This is a genomic window from Peribacillus sp. TH27 (assembly GCF_016650915.1).
Classification (GTDB): Bacteria; Bacillota; Bacilli; order Bacillales; family DSM-1321; genus Peribacillus; species Peribacillus butanolivorans.
Window position 1 is genome coordinate 895,028 of record NZ_JAEKEV010000002.1, and the last position, 18,998, is coordinate 914,025.

At 36.0% G+C, this 18,998-nt stretch carries 17 protein-coding genes and 1 pseudogene; 10 read left to right on the forward strand and 8 right to left on the reverse strand.

Annotation, left to right across the window (positions count from 1 at the left end):
- Positions 1 to 37: 37 nt before the first annotated feature.
- A complete protein-coding gene (locus JFU24_RS05615; protein ID WP_201249696.1) occupies positions 38 to 682 on the forward strand; it encodes a YczE/YyaS/YitT family protein in 645 nt (214 codons plus the stop codon).
- Positions 683 to 1,193: 511 nt separating this feature from the next.
- Here the strand turns inward: JFU24_RS05615 and JFU24_RS05620 are convergent.
- On the reverse strand, positions 1,194 to 2,093 hold the full coding sequence (locus tag JFU24_RS05620) for a DMT family transporter (RefSeq protein ID WP_201181043.1): 900 nt from the start codon (positions 2,091 to 2,093) through the stop codon (positions 1,194 to 1,196).
- A gap of 840 nt (positions 2,094 to 2,933) precedes the next feature.
- Entirely contained in the window at positions 2,934 to 3,161 is a 228-nt protein-coding gene (locus JFU24_RS05630; protein ID WP_201183528.1) for a hypothetical protein, read from the reverse strand.
- A gap of 302 nt (positions 3,162 to 3,463) precedes the next feature.
- On the opposite strand from JFU24_RS05630, the gene JFU24_RS05635 reads away from it, so the two are divergent.
- On the forward strand, positions 3,464 to 4,654 hold the full coding sequence (locus JFU24_RS05635) for an MFS transporter (RefSeq protein WP_201224879.1): 1,191 nt from the start codon (positions 3,464 to 3,466) through the stop codon (positions 4,652 to 4,654).
- A 605-nt stretch (positions 4,655 to 5,259) separates the two neighbouring features.
- Here the strand turns inward: JFU24_RS05635 and JFU24_RS05640 are convergent.
- Both JFU24_RS05640 and JFU24_RS29785 read right to left on the reverse strand, forming a co-directional pair.
- Positions 5,260 to 6,222 carry a tRNA dihydrouridine synthase gene (locus JFU24_RS05640; RefSeq protein WP_201249697.1) on the reverse strand — a complete coding sequence of 321 codons (963 nt, stop codon included), beginning with the start codon at positions 6,220 to 6,222 and terminating at the stop codon, positions 5,260 to 5,262.
- A gap of 1,313 nt (positions 6,223 to 7,535) precedes the next feature.
- Positions 7,536 to 7,739: a hypothetical protein gene (locus JFU24_RS29785; protein ID WP_207196321.1), complete on the reverse strand. Its 204-nt coding sequence runs from the start codon at positions 7,737 to 7,739 to the stop codon at positions 7,536 to 7,538.
- A 7-nt stretch (positions 7,740 to 7,746) separates the two neighbouring features.
- Here JFU24_RS29785 and JFU24_RS05645 point away from each other — a divergent pair, with 7 nt between their 5' ends.
- Together JFU24_RS05645 and JFU24_RS30130 are read left to right on the forward strand one after the other, a co-directional pair.
- Complete coding sequence (locus tag JFU24_RS05645) at positions 7,747 to 7,932, forward strand: recombinase family protein (protein WP_342214738.1); 186 nt, start codon at positions 7,747 to 7,749, stop codon at positions 7,930 to 7,932.
- A gap of 797 nt (positions 7,933 to 8,729) precedes the next feature.
- Positions 8,730 to 8,954 (forward strand): annotated as a pseudogene (locus JFU24_RS30130) (hypothetical protein); the annotation flags it as partial.
- Between the two features lie 313 nt (positions 8,955 to 9,267).
- Here the strand turns inward: JFU24_RS30130 and JFU24_RS05650 are convergent.
- Complete coding sequence (locus JFU24_RS05650; RefSeq protein WP_201224882.1) at positions 9,268 to 10,023, reverse strand: collagen-like protein; 756 nt, start codon at positions 10,021 to 10,023, stop codon at positions 9,268 to 9,270.
- A gap of 229 nt (positions 10,024 to 10,252) precedes the next feature.
- Between JFU24_RS05650 and JFU24_RS05655 the strand changes: the two genes are divergently transcribed.
- Positions 10,253 to 10,414: a hypothetical protein gene (locus tag JFU24_RS05655; RefSeq protein ID WP_201181048.1), complete on the forward strand. Its 162-nt coding sequence runs from the start codon at positions 10,253 to 10,255 to the stop codon at positions 10,412 to 10,414.
- A 698-nt stretch (positions 10,415 to 11,112) separates the two neighbouring features.
- Here JFU24_RS05655 and JFU24_RS05660 read toward each other — a convergent pair.
- A complete protein-coding gene (locus tag JFU24_RS05660; RefSeq protein WP_201181050.1) occupies positions 11,113 to 11,568 on the reverse strand; it encodes an N-acetyltransferase in 456 nt (151 codons plus the stop codon).
- 76 nt (positions 11,569 to 11,644) lie between these two features.
- Entirely contained in the window at positions 11,645 to 11,947 is a 303-nt protein-coding gene (locus JFU24_RS05665; RefSeq protein WP_201224883.1) for a hypothetical protein, read from the reverse strand.
- Between the two features lie 453 nt (positions 11,948 to 12,400).
- Between JFU24_RS05665 and JFU24_RS05670 the strand changes: the two genes are divergently transcribed.
- From JFU24_RS05670 to JFU24_RS05690, 5 genes are all read left to right on the forward strand, one after another.
- Complete coding sequence (locus JFU24_RS05670) at positions 12,401 to 13,108, forward strand: FadR/GntR family transcriptional regulator (protein WP_201181052.1); 708 nt, start codon at positions 12,401 to 12,403, stop codon at positions 13,106 to 13,108.
- A gap of 24 nt (positions 13,109 to 13,132) precedes the next feature.
- Complete coding sequence (locus tag JFU24_RS05675) at positions 13,133 to 14,542, forward strand: FAD-binding oxidoreductase (protein ID WP_201249698.1); 1,410 nt, start codon at positions 13,133 to 13,135, stop codon at positions 14,540 to 14,542.
- A 1-nt stretch (position 14,543) separates the two neighbouring features.
- Positions 14,544 to 15,848 (forward strand): (Fe-S)-binding protein, encoded by a 1,305-nt coding sequence (locus JFU24_RS05680; RefSeq protein WP_201249699.1) that lies wholly within the window; start codon positions 14,544 to 14,546, stop codon positions 15,846 to 15,848.
- A gap of 487 nt (positions 15,849 to 16,335) precedes the next feature.
- The gene (locus JFU24_RS05685; RefSeq protein WP_157444014.1) at positions 16,336 to 16,494 is read left to right on the forward strand and encodes a hypothetical protein; all 159 of its coding nucleotides are present in this window, start codon (positions 16,336 to 16,338) and stop codon (positions 16,492 to 16,494) included.
- A gap of 402 nt (positions 16,495 to 16,896) precedes the next feature.
- Positions 16,897 to 18,132 carry an IS110 family transposase gene (locus JFU24_RS05690; RefSeq protein WP_201249700.1) on the forward strand — a complete coding sequence of 412 codons (1,236 nt, stop codon included), beginning with the start codon at positions 16,897 to 16,899 and terminating at the stop codon, positions 18,130 to 18,132.
- A 233-nt stretch (positions 18,133 to 18,365) separates the two neighbouring features.
- Here the strand turns inward: JFU24_RS05690 and JFU24_RS05695 are convergent, their stop codons facing one another.
- Positions 18,366 to 18,911: a GrpB family protein gene (locus JFU24_RS05695; protein ID WP_201249701.1), complete on the reverse strand. Its 546-nt coding sequence runs from the start codon at positions 18,909 to 18,911 to the stop codon at positions 18,366 to 18,368.
- Positions 18,912 to 18,998 lie beyond the last annotated feature (87 nt).

The window sequence follows — 18,998 nt, forward strand, 5'->3', positions numbered from 1 at the left end:
TAAAGTAGATAGATATATATGATGTAGAGGTGAAGAGATGACATTTCTTTTATTACGGTATTTTATTTTTTTTCTTGGTTTAATTTTCTTTGGATTAGGGAATGCGATTGCGGTGAATGTTCAATCCTTGGGGCTGCATCCATGGGAGGTTTTAAACGTCGCCCTGTTCCAACGGTTCGGGTTCACGATTGGGACGTGGAGTGTCATATGCGGCTTAGTACTTGTGCTAATCGCCTGCGTCGTTGATAGGAAGTATATTAGCATTGGTACCTTTCTAAATGCCTTGTCAATCGGCCCGATTATGGATTTCTTCTTGCATCTCAACATTCTTCCTCATGAAACGGAGCATTGGTGGTTAAATCTATTCATCTTGTTGATGGGTATCATCATATCCGGCATTGGCGGAGGAATCTATGTGGCTGCGGGAATCGGGGCCGGTCCTCGGGATGGTTTCATGCTTTCCGTTTCGGAAAAAACCGGGTTATCTGTCAGCCGTGCAAGAATCGTTGTCGAGAGCCTCATCTTGATTATCGGCTTCATCCTTGGCGGTCCAGTGTTTATTATGACGTTTGCCTATACCTTTATTCAAAGCCCGATCTTCCAGTTTTCCATGAAGCTGATGAGTTCCTATATCGCTAATCTTGATCGGAAGCAAAAGGGACAATTTAAGATCCCCTTATAATTGGAAGAGATTCTGTTTGTAAATCATAAAGATGCTATAGAAAAACAGACCTTAGTCATGAAATGTATTGTAGGGAGCATAAAAGTGACAGATTTACGCAATAAACCAAATAAATATAAAAAATCCACTCCTTTTTAAAGAGTGGTTTTTTTATATTAATGATTAGTATAATTAACATTTTCTTAGCAAAATATGGTTAAAGAAAACTACATATATTCTAACGAGGTTTATTTTATAATATAAAAATTCTTAATCTTTATTGTTGTTTTTCCAAACAATAGCTCGGATAACTCCAACTTTTTACATAATCCACCCTAAGAAATAAATGGGAAAGTATTAGCCAAGTCTGCAAATAATACTACAGGAAATAAGACTAAACTGGTTTGGTCATCCATATAATCAAACTCGGATATGTGTCCATAACGATATTTGACCTAATCGCATTTTATATGTATAAAGCGACCGATCTAGATCGTAATCAAATTATAATATTTTAGAAAACAGCCATATTTTATAAATTTGAGTCGGGTATTGTCTGTGATTTTAGTTTTATGTTTACAAACAAAATACTAATCAAGATAAATAAAAGGCCAACTAATAAATTTAGTGTAATTTTTTCATGCAACATAAAAGAACTGCAAAGGATTGCAATAAGCGGGATAAGGAACGTAAATGAACCTACTTTGCTCGCTTCTCCTGAACCTACAAGTGTAAAGAATGCAAGCCACCCAAATGCAATTACAAAGATAGAGATGAATAATAAATTTATAATAAATGGAAATTCCCACTGGATATTTGACCAGCTTTCAACGCTGGAACCTACACTTAATAAAAAAATGCCTCCCATAATAAGTTGTAATGTAACCATCCAAATTGAGTCTACACGATCACCAGTTTTCTTAATAAAAACAGTACCTAATCCCCAGGATAAAGCAGAGCCAAGGGCAAGAATAATTCCAATCGCTGAAACATTGCCTGTAAATCCTCCTGCACTTATTATAGCAACACCTGCGAAGCCAAGAATTAATCCAATAATTTTTAATCCATACATCGATTCCCCTAGCCAAATCCAACAGAAAATCCCAAGTAAAACTGGCTCAATGAACACGATGGCCGAAAATAATCCCGCAGGTGCAAAACCAAGACCTACCGTTTGAAGGCCGTAAAAGAGAATAATGTTTAGAGAAGCAGAAATTAGGTAAAAATGCCATGTTTTTTTAAAGCGAAGTTTTTTATATCTCGGGAGAGCAAAAATTAGTAAAATCAGACCACCCAATATAGTTCTTGTTCCCGCAAATAATATTGGTGGTGTATAATTCAGCGCCATTTTAGACAATGGCCAATTAACGCCCCATACAACTACAAGAAATATAAGCAGTAAAGCTGTATTTGTTCGAGAAATCTGTTTCATAGTTGTGCCTCCTTAACATTCGTACCTAAATCATAATACTACTTTTAATGATTAATTCAAGTTATACAATCAGTTATGTTTTTTAATGATTTTGTACTCAACAGAGAAAATTTTCTAAAGTATTAATGGGACTCTATATTATTAGAGACAACATTTTTACAATTTGGTTTTTGAAACTATGTAGCTAATGAAGTTCGAGAGTTAACTTTTATATTGGAATTTCTTCATAAAGGCTGATATCACAAAGTGATCACCTTCCACACCAAAGTTATTTGTGGTGCAAAGTTTTTCGACATTTATCGAAAAAAAGGGTTCAGTAACATCCCCTCCCACTACATCCCTTCCCTCCTCTCATTCTGTAAAAATAGGAGCATCTCACAAGCTCACTTAAGAGTGTTTTGCATTTTACCCGTAGCACTTATCTATGTGAAAACAGATGCGAAAGTATAAAACCTAACTTTACATAAAGAAAAAAATACTCTGGAGAATATCTCATCCCAGAGTATTTTTTTACGCTATACTACTTTTTTATTTAACCGCCTCTTTTCCTTATCCGGTTTACAAGCAGTAAACTTTGGAAGCAGCAATTTGTATTTCTTCTCCTGTATGTGGGTTTCTAGTTCGAACTGCTCGTCGCACACTTCAAATGTACCAAATCTAATCAAATTAGAGCTTCATAAAAGTAAGGACCTCGAATTCTATTACACTATCTTGGCTTCAGAAAGCTTACCATGCACGTTAGCACTATGAACTTTGTTATGGCCTTGCACCAATTACTGTGGTCCAACCGCTATATACCTTCGCCTTCTATAATTTGTATTCTCTATTCCTTCACAAATTTTAATTTTGGATTTTTCCATTAATAACAACACACTTCCCATTTGTAGGTTGCTTTATCATCCTTCCATCCTTGATGTATACAGTGTAAGTATTATTGACTTTAGCATCTAATCTTGCTAGGTCTCCCGTTCTTGCTATGATATTTTTGACAGCTTCCCTCTTCAGATTATCCATAACATTCTTTTTCCATTGTTCCCGTTTGTTATTTTGCTTATTTTCATCAACCATCAGGATCCCATCCTTTTTGTTTGATTTATGTTTTCTGCCTGATATTAGAGTATTATATTTTTATCATCTTGTTACCCTTATGCTTTTCCTTATTAATCCGTTTTTGATTCTTTTTTTGTTTGATAAAAAAACAGGTTACGGTAAAATTAGTGAATGATTCAGGTACAAGCTTTTTAGCAAAAAATAATCAACGATATCTAAGCAAGGATTTTCCTCGTAAAAATGTTTTGTGGTATGATAGGTAAATTGTTTATCTTTCCTGTGACACATTTACATTCATCTAAGAAAGAAAAGAGGTATTTATGCACACCACAGAATTAACTAAGCGACATTGGTTGCTCATCTTAACACTTACTTTATTAACATTCGTTCTCGGGACAAGCGAATTTGTTATCGTCGGAATCTTAACCGATATTTCCTCGGGTCTCCATATTACAAATGCCAAAGCAGGCACACTCGTTTCTGCGTTTGCGCTTACGTTTGCCATTGCCACACCGCTCGTGATGTCGGCAACGAGCCATTTTCCAAAGCGTAAATGGATGTTGTTTCTGCTAGGTTCGTTCATCATTCTGAATGCTTTGTGCGTGATTTCGACGAGCTACCTCATGCTCCTTACACTTCGAATGATGACGGCGGTTGTAACAGGCGTTTTAATTTCACTTGCCATGGTTGTTGCAAGTGAAACCATGCCGATCGCTAAACGCGGACTTGCTATATCATTCGTTTTCGGTGGCTTTACGCTTGCAAACGTGATTGGAGTACCGATAGGCACTGTCATTGCTGAATGGTACAACTGGAATGCATCCTTCCTGTTAACGACTTTTCTCGGAGCTATTGCGTTTTTGGCATCTTTCTTCGTATTGCCTGCCATGCAAAGTACAATTCGCAGTTCGATGCGTGATCAATTTTCTTTGTTAACACACCCGCGAATTTTAATGGCTTTTTTCATTCCATCTCTTGGATTTGGGGCAACGTATGCCGTTTATACGTATCTTGTTCCGATCCTAAAAGGAATGGAAGCACCAGGCAGTTCAATCAGTTTGATCTTGTTTGGCTACGGATTCATTTCCATTTTCAGCAACATACTCGCTGGTAAAATTGCCGGCTACAATGCTATCGGACGCCTCCGGTTTGTTTTTCTCGTGCAGGCAGTCGTTCTGATCAGTTTATATTGGACGACAAGTCATTTTCTCTTTGGATTGATTAACATTGGCTTGATGTCATTAATGGCCATTCTTTTAACAACATCAACCCAGCTTTATTTGATAGATCTTGCCGGTATTTATCAACCAAAAGCTACAGGGCTAGCTGCTTCACTAATGCCAGTAGCAAGCAATGTCGGTATCGCCTTTGGTTCCGCACTGGGCGGAGTTGTTTACCATCAGGGAAATTTACTGAATGTGACATGGGTCGGTGGGCTGGTTGCTATCTTTGCAAGTCTTCTAACTTTCCTAAGTTATCGCTTGGACCAAAAACAGAAGAAACCAGCCTAAGAGAGAAGCTACGAACGCCTTGGTATGCTTCCTATGGTACCTCCAATAGAACAAAAAACAAAAATCTTTCCATGTCATATTAAACGAGATTACAGTTAATCTTTCAAATAAAATTGAAGAAAGAAGTATCAAAAACGTTGAGTTGTTCTTTGATACTTCTTTTAATAATAGGACTAGGTGCTTACCTCTAAAAATCAAGCGGACAATTGCAAACGAACTTATCAAGAACAATGTTTCTGATTAAAGGAAATATTGATCTAAGAATCGATATTTATGGTACGGTTCCACCTAGTTAATCCAAAAAATCCTATAATTGAGATAGAATCCTAATAATTTTCTATTCTTTATTTCTTCAATTTTGCAGAGAGGTTTACGGTTCGAGTGGAAAAACATTCGCTAGAAACAAATAGCACTCTCCTCATGTACAGAGTGTATGTGGCAACACAAGAGTGCTGGTGGGTTTTTTACATTCTAGAAAACAGACTTTATCAAAAAGCCGGCTGCAATGGAACTTGAAACTGAATAAAATAAGTACACATGAGTTGATGTGATTCATTTTTTCTCTAACTTTTTGAGAGTTACATCATTTCACTGTCCCCGTCCCATCAACATTCTTTTCCAAAGTTATCAAGCAATGCACGCACTTCATCTGTTGATTTCGTGTTCATCAATTGATTTCTTAATTCACCAGCTCCACGGAATCCTTTGACATAAATTTTGAAAAAGCGATGAAGCCCTGTGATTGAACGTGGCAGTGCTTCCGCATATTGATCTTGAAGATCAAGCTGCAGTCTTAAAAGATCAAGGTATTCTTTACTGCTATGCTCTTTTGGCTCTTTTTCAAAAGCAAAAGGATTTTTAAAAATACCTCGCCCGATCATAACGCCATCAATACCATATTGTTCAGCAAGCTGCAGCCCAGTTTGACGGTCAGGAATGTCTCCATTGATTGTTAGTAGCGTATTTGGTGCGATACGGTCACGTAATTTTTTGATTTCCGGAATTAGCTCCCAATGCGCATCTACTTGGCTCATTTCCTTTCTTGTACGTAAATGAATAGAAAAGTTCGCAATATCCTGTTTTAAAATATGCGTTAGCCACTCCTCCCACTCATTTACATCATTATAGCCAAGTCGTGTTTTCACGCTGACAGGCAGTCCGCCCGCTTTTGCTGCTTGAATAAGTTCTGCCGCAACGTCTGGACGCAGAATAAGGCCACTACCTTTCCCTCTCGATGCCACATTCGGTACAGGGCAGCCCATATTAATATCTATGCCTTTAAATCCTAGCTCTGCCATGCCAATACTCATTTGACGGAAATATTCGGGATTATCCCCCCAAATATGTGCCACCATTGGCTGTTCATCTTCTGTAAAAATCAAACGGCCACGCACACTTTTCATGCCCTCTGGATGACAATAGCTATCCGAGTTTGTAAACTCTGTGAAAAATACATCCGGTCGACCGGCTTCACTTACTACGTGACGAAAAACAACATCTGTCACATCTTCCATTGGTGCAAGTACAAAAAATGGTCGTGGTAAATCACGCCAAAAATTATCTATCATTTCAAACTCAAATCCTCTCAATATGGATACATCTTCAAACTCTCGATCAAAAAATATAAAGCCAAATGTTCCACTTCTTTTACACTTATATCATGCTTAATAACTTATTATCAAGTACATTTGGACATTTATAATTTGTGAAAAACTATTGTGAAAATCGGCAATGTTTATTTTAACTAAAATCGGTCCTGAATGGTATTTTTATAAACAAAAAAGCAGATGGTATAGATTTTTTCTATATCAACTGATTTTCTATTATACCAACTCCAACCACGCGACCGCTTCACAATACGGAGTGTATGTGGCAACACAAGAGATGCTGCTGGGTTTATGTAACCTGATTGGTTGAGTTCAGAAACAAATCAGGTTACTATTTGATCACTTAATTTATTGATTTTCCATTTAAATAAGAGCCACAGTTACTATATTTTCTAAATAGAGCTTTCCTATGGTTATTTTTGAAAGGGACATGTGTTCGTTTCTTTATAAATTCTTCTCAATATACTTTATTTTAGATTATATTGATTTTTTTGCATTTCAAGAGATGTATTAGACAATTTTATTTCTAATTCAAAAGGACGCACTTTTATCTTCTTTAAATTAATTTTTATATCTTCTTCACCGGATAATAACCTATAGTCTTTTAAAATATATTCGTAAATGGCTTTATAATATTCTAAGTTTCCTTTACAACTCTCATATAAACTAATAATCCATTTACCTTCATATTTTCCAAATATGGGTACGTGTATAGGATTGAAATTATTAAAATACCAATCTAATTCTTCCTTTGGCCAAAATTCTTTGATATTTTCTAAATGTGCGTTTAAGTGATTCTGGTTCGTGCAGTCCCCAGTTTCTCATAGTATTCATTTCATTAAGCAACTTTGATAATTCTTCTGAAATTTTCCCTATTAATTGTTTTACTTCAATGTTTCGTTTTACAAGTGTTCTTTTAAATTTGTTATACGAAATATAGTCACTTTGCATATCACCCATTAAATTCAATATTTTATTTTCAATAAATTGAGTTTTATCTCTAAATTCCTCATAAATATATGAATCAACCTGCTGATTTGGTTTTTCATCTAAATTTAGTTCTTTAATTATATTACAATAAATTTCTTATAGTTATTCATTTTATACCTCCGTAATAAACTTTCAAATAACGCCTCCTATAAACCAGCATCTTTTAAAACAATAAAATACAAGCTTTCTAATAGACAAGAATATGAAATCTTTTCCGAACTAATTTTGTATTAATAATAAACTCAATAAATTCCCTTCCAAATCTAGTTATTTCAAACCGATCATTATATTTTAACTTTAACGACTTTTAATCTTGGATAATTACTTTTCTTAGGATTTGTAATTAGCTCTACATATTTTTGTAATACTTTAATTGATTCTTCAATTGCTTTCAAATCTTTTTCTAAAATCAAATCTGTTTTAGTTGTTAATATACCTTTTATTGCAAATAAATCAAATGCCTCTAAACAATGGCATGGTTCCACCATTAAAGGTATTCTTTGTAATAGACACTACATTGGAGAGTTAGTACAAGGACGGTCAGAAATGATCTCTGTTACCTCTTCAAAAAGAAAAGAAATTGACGCAGAAAATCTAATTATTATTGAAAATACTCATAAAGCCATTATTGAAAAAGAAACATTTGATAAAGTGCAGGACTTACTACGAAGACGGAGGTAATAGGGAGTGTCTGTTCAACTATTACTCCTACAGAAAAATACTCTCTTGCGATAAACCTAATTTAGCATACCATCACATCTCACAACCCTATTGATTCCCAAACAAAAAGCTAATTTTTACACTTAAATATTGGTCGCACTCTGTTAACATTTTGGTCACAAACTATAGAAAACTGACGGAAATCATAGTTCATCCTAAACCTTACACACACATCGAAAACCTTGATCTAAAGCGATTTTGGACATTTTAGTATGCTATCGGAATTACACTCCCCACGCTGGCAGCGTAGAGGTCTGTAGTTGATTGTTTTCTTGCATTCCAGATGTTTATGTAGCTGAAGTAAGTAGAGACAATAAACAAACGGGAAGAAGTCATAGCTATATTAGACCTGGCAAAAAAACAATTCTTCGATATTACACCCGGTCAACTTTTTATACACTTTCGAATGTCTTCAAAAAGAATGAAAAAAAGCCTTCCTCGTAAGGAAAACTCTGTATCTTGGTAAATAGTCAACTCGCTTCGGGTTGCAACTCACAGTCTGCCCTATCCATGTGGGTTGCTCCCTGCGACCCCACTCACCATCCGCGAAATTTGATGGAGTTTAATGACCCTCTCTTCTTTATTCTAAAGCATTTTGCATATTTAGTTTTTCTGACTCAACGTCTCTTATAGTAGACAAGTTTTAATGTCATATCCTTGTTCACGAAGCCATTTCCTATATGGTCCAGGTGTTGTATGCTCTCTTTTTTACTAATATTTTTGGTTTAATAGAATATTCAAAATGAATAAAATTCCCGACGAAGTTTTCACTTTTTGGTTGTCCTGGTGAAGAGGAATGTAATAAAAACCAATTTGAAGAGACTACTTTTTTAGCAAAACAATTGAATGATGGAATGCCTTATCAATTTAAAAATTTCCTTTTGGCTGAAAAAGCAACGGAATTCGAAGTGGAAATCATTTGGACACAAAAGGGGAGCGAAGGCAGGCCGTTAAAAGTAACATTTACATTCACTGCTGAATAACAAGAAAAACAAAATGACCGATTCTTTAAAGCCTCCTATCATAATGCAAATAGGCGGCTTTTCTCATTCTCCATACACAATATGGCTTAGGTCCATAATAGATTTTTTCCACCTCAGAAGGACATTTAAGGATGTCCATTATTAAAAACTCTCTTTTCACACCGTTTATTTAAAACTCAATACATATCTTTACTTTTGTACTTTTCTTTCTTTTAATTGAATGTATGATTTGTTTAAGAATCGTACATTCAAATGGCGGCCAATTGGCAGCCATCTTCTTTATCTGAGTTCACATTATCAGGGTTATTGGTAGTTAATTAGGTTCAATTTCCTCGGCAGTAAAGACAACACTAATTATAAATTCGTTCTGCACAGGAATAGTTGAATTGATCAACAATCCTTCTAAAACATAGGTAAATGTTCCTAATCCAGGGTTATCAAGAGTTGTAAAAGCAGTAGTTAGAGAATCAAAATCCGTATCTTGCACAGATCTGATGATCAGATTAGGTGCAGTTCGTCTAATTCTGTACGCTATCACATTTGCTCGGAGTGGGCTAGAATTTACGCTTGATGCAGAAGTTATTGACTGAATTGATGCCATTAATCTGACGGTATCACCAGGATCATCAATAGTAATGGTTACTGTTGAAAGAACCTCTGGCAACGGATTTAATGAAACCAATGTAGGAAAAGGAGTAGTATTAAGACCTACAACAAACTGGTTTGACAATCCATTTTCTCCCGTCGGTCCTTGAACACCTTGAGCACCTTGGGGTCCTTGAACACCTTGAAGTCCTTGAACACCTTGAGGCCCTTGAACACCTTGAGCTCCTTGAACACCTTGAAGTCCTTGAGCACCTTGAGGCCCTTGAACACCTTGAGCTCCTTGAACACCTTGAGCTCCTTGAGGTCCTGCAGGTACTTTTACATACACTTCAATGTTTTGCTCTACCTTTTGTTCTTGTTTAGATTCACATTGACATTTTTTGTGCCCGCAATCCTTACATTTTTTATGATTGCATTTACATTGCTTATGTCCGCAATCTGGACATTTTTTATCCTTCCCCAAATTAATCCTCCCCCCTTTATTAACTCTGAGATATTATATGAGTCTGGTATTATACTAGATTGGACAACCCCGAAAAACTCTTAAAGAAAAAGTTTGGTTCGCAAAACGTAGATTTTAATCTATGTATAATTGCGCCCTATTTATTTATAAGGGATTTAATGTCGTGGATCTTGGTATGTTGGATATGTCATCTATTTAATTCGAAATAAAAAAAGGAGTGAGTGAAGATATGAAGATGGGAAACGCTGATTTCCTTGAAGTAAATAAGCTGTTAAATCGGGTTGAAAAACAGCATGAAGAGCTTCGTAAAGTAAATGAAGAAGGAGAACCTTATAAACACTTAGCAAAACCAAACAAGTTACCGTCTATACCTCTGATAAAAAGGCTATGAAGTTCTGGAATGAATAAAGAAAGAAATAGCATAAGGAAAAACTGTTATCACCTATGTTGTGGTCCTAGGCAAGGCCTATGGGTTCTTTGTTCACTTTTCAAAAAGTACTTTTACGAACGGTAGCAACAATGCTATACCGCCCATTTCGGAAATTTTATACCTAAAGAGAATTCCAACATAAAAAGTCGATACCACTAACTCTCTTCGTTAATTATCTTTAGGGTGCGATTCTTTAATAAGGGATGGAATTAAGGTTTTAAACCAAAATTATTAGTCTATTATTTTTTAAAAATCTATATAGTAAACTATTTTTCAGGTTGTGTCAGGTACTATTCCTGTCAATCTTTTTTGTTTTAATACGTGTATAATCTGTAGTAACTAATTCAATTGCTAGTACTTTATTTAAAATTTATTCCAAATTTGTTTTTTCGGCGTTAACTTCTCTCCTTAAGGACGAAGAGAATGGCACCATCGTTAGGGTGACATTCTCTTTCTATCGTAACCTTTACTTTTATATTTTAAAGCTATAAATACATATTGTACTTAAAGATACTCATCACTCCCGTATGCCACCCTCTCTTTCTAACCACTTACCATAAGGTGCTATCTCCTTAAAATACCATGGACGGTCTTTATGGTAATGTGTAATCCGCATTTATTCATGACAGCCATAATTGAATGGACTCGATGATAATTTTTTATCCAATATAATTAATCATTGCAACTTCATCACAAGAGTTAAACTTGGGGCAATTCATACAATCAATCCATACTTTTTCAGGCAAAGTATCCTTTGAAATAATTTCAAAATTACATTTTTTAAAAAACTCCGTTTCGTATGTTAATGATATTAATCTGCTAATTTCAAGTCGTGAGGCTTCATTTATAATATGATTAACTAATTTACGACCTATACCTTGACCAGAATGATTTGGAGCAACGACTAATGAACGTACCTCTGCCAGGTCCTGACCTAAAACATGTAATCCGGCAACCCCAAGTATTTTATTATCCTCTTTCATGACATACATACATTGTAAATGTTGATATAGTGATAATTTTGTACGAGGCAAAACTACTCCTTGTTCAGCGTGAATTTGTATTAAATTATAAATATATTTAACATCACTGGTTACTGCATGATAAATATCCATATCTTATCTCCTTTTTAGATTTAGAATGTTTATTATAAAAATACAACATTTTGTATTTTTATGCAAAGAAATGTTTTTAATATTTATGTACGCTACGGCGCCTCCCCACGTAACGAGAATACGTGCAATCCATTTTCGCGCCCCGGACTTTTTCCTGCATCACATTGCTTGGAATTTCAAACAAGAAATAGCTGATAAAGAAAATACCAGAAACGATTCCAAACATCTTGCTTGTCAGTGCCAGTGCTTCGTTCATGTCCAAAGCCGCATAACCTAAATTCGCTCTGTCAATGAATGCGATTACATACAAGACAATAAGAAATGGTACAATTCGTCTTGTCACTTTTTTAGTCGTTTGTCTTTCTAAACATAGTTGCATTGCTCATGTCGCTCACTCATAAATGCAAATATTTAAAAACAAAAACCTCAATTATTTGTTAATGAGAATAAGCTAAATAACATTCCATTAATTGAGGACTGAAAGCAACTTAAAAGTAACCTTTTACATTAGTAAAGTTTCAAAAGTACTTCCCTTTTAATATAAATTTTTACAGTTTGCGAAACCAAGTTGTATTCATTAAAGAAAACTCTTGATTAACTCAACAGTTTTTTATACAATATTTGTAATACAAATATTCGTTTTTTGTAGTTTAGTTAAAGGTTTTTCTTTATTATAAACAAATTGAAAGCGCTTTCTAATTAATATTTCTAAAAATTAGAATAAAATCTCAATACATCCCATAAATATGTCATACAAATTTAAATTCATAATACAAATTTTTAGCTTTTATCCTTCTCTATTAAGATAAAACATGAAAGGTGATAGATTATTTTGTCCCAAAAAGAAAATGTTTCTCAAATGATCTCTCGTGAATTATTAAACATGATTGAAACAGGGCAGTTCCGTCCAGGTTCTAAGCTACCAACGGAAAAGGAGTTAACGGCTCATTTTTCTGTAAGCAGAGCACCCATACGCGAGGCATTAAGCATGCTGCGTGCTGCTGGTGTCATTAACTCCCGTCAAGGAGGCGGAAGCTATGTGGAAGAAACGACAAGTTCAACATTCATACATCGCATACAAGTAGAAAGAGATGATGTTGAAAATATTAAGTATCTATTTGAGATGCGAAAGATTCTGGAGCCTGAAGCGGCCTATTTAGCTGCCCTAAGACGTACACCAAAATGCCTTGACCAAATGAAGAATATTTTAAAAAGAATGGAAGAAGAATCTATTGAAAAAGGTACTACTGCCATCCATTCTGATATAGAATTTCACAGTTCCATTATTAAGGCTACGCAAAATCCGATTATGATTCAAACGCTAGAAAGCTTATCTACTCTCTATGAAAAAGCGTTAAACATTACTCTTCGTCCAAACGAACAATTAAAACGAAAACGTAAAGCAGTCTACGATGAACATCAAAGCATTCTTCTGGCAATTGAAGCAGAAGAGCCCGAATTGGCTAAACTTCAATGCCAGATTCATCTAAGAAACGCCGAGAAAAAATTAAGTTTATTTTTACAGGATTATACAGTATAGCAAAACAGAAAGGATGATAATGAAATGAAAGTAGTAACCGCCAATCACATTCAGGAAATCGATGCAATTATAAAAACGGGAAAAGTCTATATAGATGAAAGTGACCGCTTTAGCTATTCATTCGATGCTTCATTCGGGACGTATTTGCCGGACCTCGTCATTCAGACAAAAAGTACAGAAGAGCTAGTATCCCTCGTGAAGTTTGCGAATCGGGAGAAAATCCCTCTTTATCCACGGGGCCAGTCTACTAGTTTAAGTGGCGGGCCGCTTCCGGTTAAAGGGGGCATCGTCCTCGATTTATCTGTGATGAATGATATTCTGGAAATTCACGAAGAGGACCTTGTAGCAGTGGTTTCTCCTGGGGTCTTGACATCGAATATACATAAAGCAGCTGAACAAAAAGGATTTATGTATCCACCTGACCCAAGCAGTTCTCACGTCTCGACAATTGGCGGCAATTTAGCTGAAAACTCTGGAGGGCCGAGGGGGCTGAAATACGGCGTAACGAAAGATTATGTTATTGGCCTTGAAGTGATTACACCTGAAGGAGAACTCATAAAAACAGGCGGGAGTACCGTTAAGAATGTGACCGGATACGACTTAACAAAGCTGATTGTCGGATCAGAAGGGACACTCGGCATCATTACGAAAGCAGTGCTCAGACTCATTCCTAAACCGAAGGCTACTGCAACAATAATGGTTATTTTTGATAGTTTAGTAGATGCAGGAAGTGCGATTTCCAAAATTCTTTCTGCCGGTATCTTCCCTTCAAAAATGGAATTGATGGATCAGGCATCCATTGTAGCAGTTGAACAGTTTGAGCCACTTGGCTTACCTGTTGATGCGGCCGCACTTATTTTAATTGAAATGGATGGCCATCCACTTGCTTTGCAAGAAGAAGTTGCCCAGGCATCTAAATTATGTCGTGCCGTAGGAGCAAGAGAAGTTAGAATTCCAAAGGACAAAGTCGAAGAAGCGGAACTATGGAGAGCACGAAAGCTCGTATCTCCGGCCATTGTTCGGATTAAGCCAACGAAAATTTCAGAAGACGCCACCGTTCCTCGCAGCAAAATTCCTGAAATGTGTGAAAGACTGCAGAGAATAAGAGACAAGTATGGTGTTCATCTCGTTGTTTTTGGGCATGCAGGTGATGGTAACCTTCATCCTAACATTATTTGTGATAAAACGGATAAAGAAGAAATGAGCCGCGTTGAACTAGCTGTAGCGGATATTTTTATGGCGGCCATTGAGCTTGGCGGAACCTTGTCCGGCGAGCATGGCATTGGAATGATGAAAGCTCCCTTTATGGAAATGGAGCTAGGGGCAGCCGGCCTCGATATTATGAAACGGATTAAAGAAGTATGGGATCCAAATAACATTATGAACCCAGGGAAAATTTTCCCTGAACCGGGACAAAAATTGGAGTTGAGCTAACATGGAAACATCACTTAAACAGTTAAGAAAAGAATTTCAATACGACAAAACGAATAACTGCGTCCAATGCGGCTATTGTTTGCCTGTGTGTCCGACTTATACAACATTCGGAAAAGAGACACATTCACCACGTGGTCGGATTAACTTAGTGAAAATGGTCGGTGAAGGAAAAATTACAGACTTATCTGTTCTCGAAGAACCATTCGATTTGTGTTTAGGCTGCAGGGCGTGCGAAACAGCCTGCCCGACAGGTGTAGAATATGGTTCCATTTTAGAAGCCACTCGCGCAGCACTTGTCAAACGCAAAACCTTTTCTATTCCTGTGCGACTACTTCGAAAATCAATGCTGAAAAAGGTTTTCCCAAGTAGGAAGATGATGAACGTCACTGGGCACTCCATTTGGCTGTACAAAAAAAGTGGGCTGCAAAAAGCGACTCGTTCATCAGGTATTATGAAAAAGTTACCTTATAATCTTGGTGCATTCGAAGCAATCATGCCGGAACCGGTTTCACCGGTGGAACGAGGGCGTGCCCTGATAGAAGTGAAAGCAAAATTGAATCCGAAATATATAGTTGCCTTTTTCACCGGTTGTATTATGGATGCGATGTTCCACCACATTAACCAATTATCCATTAAGCTTCTTTCAGAAGCGGGCTGTGATGTTGTCGTTGTACCGAAACAAACATGCTGCGGCGCACTGCACGCCCATTCTGGAGAAATGGATGAAACACGCAATCTTGCGAAACAAAACATTCTGGCTTTTGAAAAAGTGGAAGCTGATTTTGTTGTCAATAATGCTGGAGGATGCGGCGCCATGTTATATGAATACGGTCATTTACTTTCGGATGACAGCGAATGGGCAGACAGAGCAAGAGCTTTTTCAGCTAAGTCAAAAGATATCAGCCAAATTCTTGTTGAATGCGGATTACCAGAGATAGCAGCCCGAGCTGGCGAGAGAGTTACGTATCAGCGTTCTTGCCATATGACGAACGTTCAAAAGGTAACGCAAGAACCAGTCGAATTATTGAAACAAGTGCCTGGAATACAACTTATTGAAATGGATCAGGCTGATATGTGCTGTGGATCTGCAGGCATTTATAATATTGTAAACTATGATTCATCCATGCAGATTCTTGATGAGAAAATGAAGCACACGAAAGCCACAGAGGCAACTGTTATTATTACAACAAATCCTGGCTGCCTATTACAGATGAAACTTGGTATTGATCGTGAAGGACTCACACAATCAATGCGCGCCCTTCATCTAATTGAATATTTAGCTGAAGCTGCCGGTATCGATTATTAAATCCCTTCATCTATTGGTCTATTGGGTAAGGTGTCTTGCCCAATAGACCAATAGAATCTCAAGTAAATAAAGTGTTATTGTAATTTTTAAACAAAGTTTGATCAAATTAATACAAGAACCTTGATAACTGAACAAATAAAAAGAGCATGTTTTGAAAAAATATTAATCAAAACATGCCCTTATACTATTTAATTGGATTATTCTTTTATTAAAAAGATTGAGAATTTTTGTGTTCATTAATCAACTAACGCACCCGTTAGTTTAAGTGAATTACTTCACAATAATGAACGATTTACAAATGGAGAAAGTAGTTCATTTATTGCAGAAATGTTGCTTTCGTTGTTACTTAAGAAAAGGCTGTCTATACAACAGCCTGACTATTACACCCTAAGTTAGTCTTCTTGTATCTATTTATGGTCCATAAAAAATCATAAATAGCATTAGAAATATGTTTAAAACTAACAATATCTTACCAAAGAGATTTTTTATGGCTAAAACAGAAAATACAATAGAAATTAAGAATGAAAAAATTGCGAGTTTTGGTGGAAAATACACAACGTCTAAAATGCCTATCATAGGAAAATACAAAAATAAAATGCTAACAAATATAAATATCATTGAAAAAAGTAATGCTATCGTGATATAAATATAAGTCCTGAGTTTTTTCAGTTGTTGTTTCTCATAACTATTATCAACCATTTTTCCCTGCTGATATTAAGTTTGTTTAATCCTTAAAAATCAACCTTTTTCGAATACTATTCTCTATCTGAACAATAAATACCTTCTTCCACTATCCTGCCCCGATAGTATTATAAAGGTCAGCCAGCTATTTCTGGTTGAACAATTTTTATATCGATATATGATAACGGTAGCCGGGGTAGAACGTTCCTGCCCGTGGGGCTTGGACCCCGTCAACTAAACAGTTCGCCCCCTACTTGTAGAAACATGATTAGGCTGGTTGGGACTAGATCTCGTATAACAAGCGAAGCTATGATACTACAAGAAGGATTTAGGGGTACCGGCAATATTCTTTAGGAGGAGATAATAAATGAATCCAGTAGTTGGTCTGGATGTAGCTAAAGGTGAAAGTCAGGTTCAAGCGTTCTTGAATAAAAAGAAGCCTTATAAAAGAAGTTTTAAAGTAGCACATACCATTGAAAGACTAGAGAGCTTACACCAATATCTTAGAGAGATAGAAAACGTAACAGGAATTCGACCTCCGGTCGTTTTAGAGTCTACTGGGCATTATCATACGCCCGTTGTACAGTATTTTGAGGAGAGAGGTTACTTATTAATTATCGTTAACCCACTCATTTCTTATCGTGCGAAGAGCTCTAGTTTACGGAAAGTAAAGACAGATTTAATCGATGCACGTCACCTCTGCGAGCTGTACTATAAAGAGGATTTAGAGCCTTATAAAAAACGAGGGATACAACTCTTAAATCTTCGTAATCTTTCAAGACAACATGCAAATATAACAGGTATCTATGTACAAACAAAACTACAGTTTCAGGCTGTTCTTGATCAAGTATTTCCTGAATATAGAGGGGTTTTTGGAGATTTGTATTCGGTTGTTTCTTTGCTTACTCTATTAGAATTCCCTACTTCTGAAGACATATCAGCAGTCGATGAAGAAACTGTAGCAAATAGGATTAATGAACTTTGTCCAAGTCGTTCTAGAAAGTGGGCGAATACACAGGCAGAGAAACTTATGGCTGCCTCAGCTCGAAATCCTTTTCAGAGAACTTTATATCAGAGTCACATTTTAAGCCTAGAGATGTATATAAAAATGCTTCTAGAATACCAAAAGCACTTATCCAAATTTGAAGAAGAGATAAATGCTTTGGCAAAAGAAATTGAAGAATATAAGATTATCCAATCCATCCCTGGTATCGGTGAAAAAATCGCTACAACGATTATTTCTGAAATTGGAGAGATTGATCGGTTTAATCACCCTAAAAAACTAGTGGCATTTGCCGGAATTGATCCAAGTATCTTTGAATCAGGTAAATTTAAAGGCTCAGTAAATCGGATTACCAAAAGAGGTTCTGGTAGACTACGACATGCCTTATATATGGCAGTTCGTTGTGCCATTCGTGATTGTCGCAAGAAGAAAACGACAGATGAAATCATCCCTCGTAACAAGAGATTACGAGAGTTCTATGATAAGAAACGTGAAGAAGGAAAGCCCTTTAAAGTAGCTGTGATAGCATGTGCCAATAAGCTTCTACAATGGATTTATGCACTATTACAAAATAACTCGACTTTCCAAGATCTAACCTAGTTTAAAAATATAACTAAATAGCACAAAACTTTCCAAATATAGTTCATTGGAAGGTTATTTAGCATGCACAAATTTAGTATAGCATGAAATATTTTAAGTTTTCATTGAAAAATGTTGACTAACTATTAGCTGGTTTAGTTAAAGAAAAAGCTGCTTTAAAGACAGCTCTGATCTTCAGCTAACGCACCCGTTAGTTTAGGTACATTTCTTCACAAACTTATATTAGTTCGCAACTAAGATTTAAGAACATAATTGATAAATTCTGTTTTTGCTTTAGTGTACGCTTCACGATCATTGCTATATTTTTTTGCTAAATTTCTTTTAAGAATAGCGTATTCATCAATAAACTGCTGATTAGTCCGTAATAAATCACGAAAAAGTAGCTGATTATCCCACCGTTCTTCTCCCTCAAGTAAAATATGTAAATGTACTACTCGTTTGTCGTTAATTACTTTCACAAAAAATCTTTGCCAAGGTCGATTGTCTATGTTAGGTGGTACATAATGCCAGTCGTGATTAGCTAACAATGAAGATATTTCTTTTATTTTTTGAAATGAATCAATTTTAGCCATTAAATCAAAGATTGGTTTAGCTGGTAAATTAGGAATAGATGTACTTCCATAATGTTGAATTTCCGTTATGCCGAAAGTTGAAAGAAGATTAAGAAGAAGTGCTTTTTCCTGATTACCTTTTTCTACCCACTTGGGATTTGGTTCGACAATGTCTATTGTCTCATTAGGCCAAACGGGCCATGTGCTTTCATCATGAATATCTTTCATTTTACTCTCCCTCAAGATTTTAATTTTTTCAGTTTCAGAAAAATCTTTGTACCTGCATTCTTTTACAAACCTGCCTCGATAAAAGAA

What these genes read in the sequence shown, in the direction of transcription:
- JFU24_RS05675 (WP_201249698.1), top strand. Translation starts at nt 13,133, where the DNA reads ATGAAAGTAGTAACCGCCAATCACATTCAGGAAATCGATGCAATTATA.
- JFU24_RS05655 (WP_201181048.1), top strand. Translation starts at nt 10,253, where the DNA reads ATGAAGATGGGAAACGCTGATTTCCTTGAAGTAAATAAGCTGTTAAAT.
- JFU24_RS05630 (WP_201183528.1), bottom strand. Translation starts at nt 3,161, where the DNA reads ATGGTTGATGAAAATAAGCAAAATAACAAACGGGAACAATGGAAAAAG.
- JFU24_RS05635 (WP_201224879.1), top strand. Translation starts at nt 3,464, where the DNA reads ATGCACACCACAGAATTAACTAAGCGACATTGGTTGCTCATCTTAACA.
- JFU24_RS29785 (WP_207196321.1), bottom strand. Translation starts at nt 7,739, where the DNA reads ATGGTGGAACCATGCCATTGTTTAGAGGCATTTGATTTATTTGCAATA.
- JFU24_RS05665 (WP_201224883.1), bottom strand. Translation starts at nt 11,947, where the DNA reads ATGCAACTATGTTTAGAAAGACAAACGACTAAAAAAGTGACAAGACGA.
- JFU24_RS05680 (WP_201249699.1), top strand. Translation starts at nt 14,544, where the DNA reads ATGGAAACATCACTTAAACAGTTAAGAAAAGAATTTCAATACGACAAA.
- JFU24_RS05620 (WP_201181043.1), bottom strand. Translation starts at nt 2,093, where the DNA reads ATGAAACAGATTTCTCGAACAAATACAGCTTTACTGCTTATATTTCTT.
- JFU24_RS05640 (WP_201249697.1), bottom strand. Translation starts at nt 6,222, where the DNA reads ATGATAGATAATTTTTGGCGTGATTTACCACGACCATTTTTTGTACTT.
- JFU24_RS05695 (WP_201249701.1), bottom strand. Translation starts at nt 18,911, where the DNA reads ATGAAAGATATTCATGATGAAAGCACATGGCCCGTTTGGCCTAATGAG.
- JFU24_RS05660 (WP_201181050.1), bottom strand. Translation starts at nt 11,568, where the DNA reads ATGGATATTTATCATGCAGTAACCAGTGATGTTAAATATATTTATAAT.
- JFU24_RS05615 (WP_201249696.1), top strand. Translation starts at nt 38, where the DNA reads ATGACATTTCTTTTATTACGGTATTTTATTTTTTTTCTTGGTTTAATT.
- JFU24_RS05690 (WP_201249700.1), top strand. Translation starts at nt 16,897, where the DNA reads ATGAATCCAGTAGTTGGTCTGGATGTAGCTAAAGGTGAAAGTCAGGTT.
- JFU24_RS05685 (WP_157444014.1), top strand. Translation starts at nt 16,336, where the DNA reads ATGGCTAAAACAGAAAATACAATAGAAATTAAGAATGAAAAAATTGCG.